5 protein-coding genes and 1 pseudogene are annotated in these 3,373 nt (G+C 68.6%); 2 read left to right on the top strand and 4 right to left on the bottom strand.

The genetic code is table 11. From position 1 onward, the window contains the following. Positions 1-163 (top strand): annotated as a pseudogene (locus ACFHW1_RS28560) (IS110 family transposase); the annotation flags it as partial. A gap of 21 nt (positions 164-184) precedes the next feature. Further along, entirely contained in the window at positions 185-853 is a 669-nt protein-coding gene (locus ACFHW1_RS28555) for a Scr1 family TA system antitoxin-like transcriptional regulator (RefSeq protein WP_416616676.1), read from the top strand. A 102-nt stretch (positions 854-955) separates the two neighbouring features. On the opposite strand, the gene ACFHW1_RS28550 is transcribed toward ACFHW1_RS28555, so the two are convergent. The 4 genes from ACFHW1_RS28550 to ACFHW1_RS28535 all read right to left on the bottom strand — a co-directional run. Beyond that, entirely contained in the window at positions 956-1,555 is a 600-nt protein-coding gene (locus ACFHW1_RS28550) for a copper resistance CopC family protein (RefSeq protein WP_416557587.1), read from the bottom strand. Beyond that, entirely contained in the window at positions 1,545-2,165 is a 621-nt protein-coding gene (locus ACFHW1_RS28545) for a hypothetical protein (RefSeq protein ID WP_416616674.1), read from the bottom strand. Before ACFHW1_RS28545 ends, ACFHW1_RS28550 begins: the two co-directional genes overlap by 11 nt. Positions 2,166-2,260: 95 nt before the next feature. Then, positions 2,261-2,725 carry a carotenoid oxygenase family protein gene (locus ACFHW1_RS28540; RefSeq protein WP_416616672.1) on the bottom strand — a complete coding sequence of 155 codons (465 nt, stop codon included), beginning with the start codon at positions 2,723-2,725 and terminating at the stop codon, positions 2,261-2,263. Between the two features lie 210 nt (positions 2,726-2,935). Continuing rightward, a partial coding sequence (locus ACFHW1_RS28535) for a hypothetical protein (protein WP_416616670.1) occupies positions 2,936-3,373 on the bottom strand: 438 nt, incomplete at its 5' end.

The raw sequence follows: 3,373 nt of genomic DNA, 5'->3' as shown, positions 1-3,373 counted from the left end.
GCTGCGCAGGGCCGGCCGGGCGAAACTCACCGAGATCGTCAAAGCCCGCGCGCCACGCATGGGCGCCCGCCCGGTCGACCAGATCCTCACCGCGCTCAACGCGCACCCTCTCGCCCCGGTCCTGACCTCGATGCCCGGCATCGGCGTCAGGACCGCAGCCCGCACCAGATGATCACGGACCTGCATGGCAGACACACACGGCGTCGCTCCATGGCCGCAGCGCTTCGAAGCCGGCGCGCACCTGGCCGACAGCAGCGGATTCGCCCTGCTCAGCTTCGAGCGGGACGATCCACCACTCGGCTACATCGAGACCCTGGCCGGTGAGCTGTTCCTTGAGTCGACCCGTGACCTGGCCCGGGTCTCGGCGGCGTACGACAATCTGAGGATGCTGGCAATGTCGCCCGCCGAGTCGGTCAAGCTGATCAAGGGCTACTACCAGGCCACCAAGCACGCGTTGGAGGCGATCGGCGACTCGCTGCGGCACGAGGTGGCCCGGTTCGACATCAAGGTGGTGCTGATCGAGCCGTCGCCGATCCTCGGCGGATGCGTCCCGGACAGCGTCGCCGACCTCGGCATGCAGTCGCACGGCGACCCTGCGCTGTACAAGGACTTCTGGGACTACTTCGTACAGTGGCACCAGGCGTACCGGCTCAGCGACAACCCGCCGCTGCGCGGCAAGGTGGCGGTCCGCGCCGAGCATGTCGCCAAGGTCATCGAGACCGCGGTCACCCACCCCAACCCGCGCGTGCGGTACCGACTCGGGATACCCGCCCGGCTGCTGACCCGGATGCGGGCGACGATCGGTGACCGCAACTGGGACCGGTTCGTCCGCGCGTTCTTCCCTATCCCCTGACAATGCCCAACGACTGATCGGCGCCGGCGGGCGGACCCGCCGGCGCCGATCAGTCGGTCTGGCGCGGCGACGGACGGCGCGCACTGCCTGCTGCCTGATCAGTCAGTCAGGATCGCGGTAGCGCAGTGACGTCGGCCGGCCGTCGCGCGGGCGCAGCCACAGCAGCGCGATCACCACGAACAGCACCAGCCCGTCGATGACCAGCAGGGTCGCGCTGAATCCGTCGATCTCGTGCGCGTGCTCGGACACCGCGTCGGTACGGGCCTCGCGGGTCGCGGCGTCCAGCGCGGCCGGCGGCACGCCGGTGCCAACGCTGAACCGGTAGACGTCAGTCACGTCCGAACCATCGGGAAACGTCACGTGGTACGCGACCGTGTAGTCACCGTCGGCGCCGATCCGCACCGGCTGGTGCACCCGGTCCGGCGCGACCTGCCGGTAGTCGCCGTCGGTGACCTCGTCGCCGGCGCCGTCGAACACCTCGACGTGCGACAGTTCCGGCTGCACGGTGTCGGTGAAGGACAGGGTCACGCCGGTCGGCGCGCCGCTGAGCGCCGCGTCGACCGGCGGGTCCGCCAGGAGCAGCCTGCCCTCCTCGGCACGGGCGCTGCCGGGAGTGGCCAGCAGCACCGCGGCGACCACGGCGACGACGCCGGCCAGCCCGAGAGCAGCGGCTGGTACGCCTGGGCGCGGGTCAGGCCGCATCGGAGGCGAGCGGTCGGACCTCCGACCCGTGGCCGGCACAGCTGCAGCTCATCTGCTCCCGCTCCCGCTCGTTCGGGCGCAGGTGCAGGTACATCGCGATCACCATCGGGATGAAGACCACCGAGTTGTAGAACAGGTGCAGCTCGACGCGGGGCACGATCAACTGCACCACGCTGGTCACCACCGGCTGGCCGAAGAGAATGGTGCCGGTCTGCGCCTGGATCAGCAGCAGCAGATGTTCGATGTGGTGCCAGAACTGGATGGCCAGTGCGATGGTCCACCAGGTCCGGGCCCGTCCGGTGAACCCGGGGCGGAGCAGGAACAGGAAGACGAGCATCACGATGGCGTACCCGTAGTGCAGCCACTCGGAGCTGACCAGCCATGGAAACCACTGGCCGAGCACGCCTCGGGCCTGCGGGCGAGGGCTACCCAACACCCAGATCTGGTATGCCTGCACCAGGTGTTCGGCCCAGTGCGCGAGGACGACGACGAGGAAGGCGTTCAGGGCCAGCTTGTGGTGCGCGCCGTTGAGCCGGCCCACGAGGCCGGGGGAGCCGGAGGAGGCGGAGGAGGCGGAGTGGGGGGCGGGATGGGCAGCGGAATGGGCCATTTCGCACACCTTCCGTGAGACAGGCATGACATCCTGTTGCGAAGCTAGCTGGCAAGATGACGTCGTAGATAGCTGAAATTGCCTAGTTGGCGGGTTCAACCGGTGATCCAGTTGGCGTGGAAGCCGCTGGGCACCCGCACCGGCAGGTGCACCACAGCCACCGGATCGCCGGTGAAGTCGGCGGCGTCGAGCACCACCAGGCTGCTACGGCCGACCCGGCCGTCGTACACGTAGGTGAGCAGCCAACCGTCGTCCTCCGCGCCGACCGGGCCACGCGGCACGAATACGGCCTCTCCCGCCTCCCGGTACGGCCCGAAGTCGACGTCGTCGCGTTCCCCGGCCGGCGCGACCAGACCATCGACCAGGACCGCGTCCCGACGGGCCGGGTCACGGACCCGCTCGTACAGCGGGGTCAACACCTCGTCCACCAACGGTTCCACCTCCTCCCGGTAGCGCTCCACGGTCGTCGAGCCGCGGCCGAACACCTCACCGAGCACGTCCGACGCGAGGTTGTGCCGCAGCCCGAACAGCACCATCACCAGCGCCGTGTCCAGCGGCACGCCCGCGGCCGTCCCACCGGCGGGTCCCAGTCCAGCAGCGCGTCCACCTGCTCGACCAGCCAGTCGACTTGATCGGAGTCCAACCCGGTCATACGCGCGCAACGCGGCGGCCGGCCGTTGATCGTTTGAGTCCACACAACCCGAATGATCTAGACGATGCCGGCCGCCGTCTCCACAAGCGACACGCCCGAGTTGATCACACCCCGGCCGTCACGCCACGTTACATAGACAAAGATTGGCTCCGAATCGGCGGACCCCTTTCGGGAAGTCCTCCGGGTTGCTGCCGCTGCGGCAGCGGCGTATCGGCTGGACGCGAAGGTCGAACTCCATGGGCACGAGATCTTTCACGCGGGTGGCGGTTAGGCGGAAGTGCCAGTTCGGGCGCGGGTCGGTGTGTTCGATGACGTGATCGAAGCGGTCGCCGCGCAGGACGTCATGGTCATCGCCCGAGCCATGGAAGTAGTCGGGCAACGTGCCCGCTACCCCCACCCTGACCCGCCGCATACCGTAGTGCTTCAGCACCTGTTGGAGCGGGTCGACGAGTGCGCCATCGAGCACGGTGACTACGCTTTGGTTATCGCTGACGAACGCGCCAGTGGTGCGCGCGACGTTCGACGATCCGAATCTGGTGTCGTGTGCCGGTCTCGT

This window comes from Micromonospora sp. LOL_014, assembly GCF_048060245.1.
GTDB lineage: Bacteria > Actinomycetota > Actinomycetes > Mycobacteriales > Micromonosporaceae > Micromonospora_E.
The sequence above is the reverse complement of the archived record's forward strand: the minus strand, read 5'-3'. Positions and strand labels throughout refer to the sequence as shown.